2 protein-coding genes are annotated in these 2210 nt (G+C 62.5%); both read right to left on the bottom strand.

All coding sequences use genetic code 11. The features are described 5' to 3' along the window. Positions 1 to 256: 256 nt before the first annotated feature. Positions 257 to 1339 (bottom strand): IS110 family RNA-guided transposase, encoded by a 1083-nt coding sequence (locus HV796_RS41800; protein WP_175233485.1) that lies wholly within the window; start codon positions 1337 to 1339, stop codon positions 257 to 259. A gap of 320 nt (positions 1340 to 1659) precedes the next feature. Beyond that, positions 1660 to 2079, bottom strand: a complete 420-nt coding sequence (locus HV796_RS41805) for an IS3 family transposase (RefSeq protein ID WP_377757914.1) — start codon at positions 2077 to 2079, stop codon at positions 1660 to 1662. Positions 2080 to 2210 lie beyond the last annotated feature (131 nt).

Below are 2210 nucleotides of genomic sequence, written 5' to 3' on the forward strand. Positions count from 1 at the left end.
TGCCTCGTCCAACGGCTTCTTTGCCATGGCGCGTATCTCCATTCAATCCGTTAGAGATATAACGCGCCAGCATCGAATCGGTTGTCATGTTTTATGGGAAACTCAATAAATGTCAAATGGGTTCGTCATTTCTGTTTTCCCAAAGCAGCACGCTTCTGATAGCGCGGGTTGCCCACCGCTAGCCGTCGCCGCGGTCGTAACAGGCGAGCGCGCCGGCCCGCCGTGGACAACCCGCGCCCCCGTCGTCTGGAACAGGTCATTTCCATGCAACCTGGACCTGACCGATCTCACGGTTGCGCTTGCGGATGACGTAGTACACTTCGCGAGCGATGTAGCGCTTGAGGCAGCGGATGGCTTCCAGCTTTGAGTGGCCCTCGCTGACCCGCCGTTCAACATACGCCTTTGTGCGCGGGTCGGTTCGCAGCCGGCCGATGGCGATGACGTGCAACGCACTGTTGGCCGCACGATCTCCACTGCGATTCAGGCGATGGCGCGTGACCCTCCCCGATGATGCCGGCACCGGACTGGCCCTACACAGTGCAGCAAAGCCCGCCTCTGACCGTAGCCGGTTGCTGTTGTCTCCCGCCGTCAGCAGCAGCTGCGCAGCGCACTCCGGACCGATCGAATTGCGCGAGATCAGGTCGGGCGCGAGCTGCTGAACCAATGCCGCAATCATCACGTTTAGGTCGGCAATTTTATCGTGCAGTTCCAGATAGCGGCGCCCAGGTGATTTCAGGGTGATGCGGTACGCCGAAACCAGATTGCGGTAGTCGGTTAGATCCGGACGCCAAGCAGCCAGTGTGCGTACCAGCTGCATGCGGGTCATGGTGCGTAACGATTCCCGCAGTTCGTCAGGTAAACTTATGATTGTATTCTTAATCAGTTGCAGGGCAACGCGGCGAGCCGCTACTGCTGTCTTGCGACAAACCTTCAGCACGCGTAGTGACCCGACCATGCCATCACGGCTCCTGGGTGTGACCGTACGGATGCCAGCGAAGGCAGCATGGGCGGCATTTTCGGCGTCCGGCGTATCGTCCTTGCCCCGTTTGCGCCGATCGCTCCTGTCCGGGGCGGTGACTTCGAGCACCGTAACTTCAGCGTGCTGCAGGTAGCGCAGCAGACCTGCGCCATACGTCCCGGTGCACTCGACACCGGCGCGCAGCAGCTCACCAAATGAGCGCATCCAGGCCAGCATCTGCCGGTAGCCGTGCCGGGCGGTTGCGAAGCACTCGCTGCCCAGTACGCGGTCGTGTTCATCAACCACGGCTGCCGTGTGCAGATCCTTGTGGGTATCGACGCCGCCCACGATGCCCGGGCGACCAGCGACTTCTTCCTTCATCGACGTTCTCCGGTGGTTGTTAGAGAACCAGGGGCGATTTCACCGGGACCGGCTACCTGGACAGGACAGTAAAGCGACAGCGCGTCAGGCCCTTCTTGAGTCACATGCAGCGGCGAGGTGAAACCTCGCCGTTCGGTGTTCCCGGCGGCCGACGGGTCCAGGGAAAGACAACACATCAGGTCGATCAGAGTGTGGGTCAGGCCGTCGGGAACACTTCGCGGCACCAGACCTTCCCGGCCACCGGATCACTACCGTGCCCCCGGCGGACCGTGGAGAAACTGGTACTCACATTATTACTATCGGAATGCAGAATCACACCGTCATGGCGTCGTTGCTGCAACGCCATGTCCAGCGCCCGCAGCATCAGTTCGGTAAGAGATGGCCTGACATCGCCCGGCCGATGATACGACGGCTGAACACATCGGGCACCACTGCCAGATACAGGAATTCCGCGTCGGCCGGCACGTAGGTCGCGTCCGCCACCCACAGCACGTTTGCCATGTCCGCACAGAAGTGCCGCCGTACCAGATCGGGCGCACGCCGCGCCCCGCGCGTGGCCGTGTTGTGCGAGGCCAGCGCCCTCGGGTGGCGCCCCGCAGACCCGCGATGCGCATCAGGCGCGCCACCCGCTTGCGTCCCACATGCACGCCTTCGCGCGCGAGTTGCGCATGGATGCGCGGTGCGCCATACGTGCCGCGCGCTTGCATGCATCGTACCGATGCGCGCGAGCAGTTGCGCATCGCTACGCGAGCGTTGCGATGGCTCACGTAAGCGCCACGCGTAGAAACCACTGGCCGAGACCCCCAGCAGCCGTGCCATAGTGACGATGGGCCAGCGGGCCCGGTTCGCGCTCATGAATCCGTACCGCCCT

The sequence above is a fragment of the Paraburkholderia humisilvae genome (assembly GCF_902859855.1).
GTDB lineage: Bacteria > Pseudomonadota > Gammaproteobacteria > Burkholderiales > Burkholderiaceae > Paraburkholderia > Paraburkholderia humisilvae.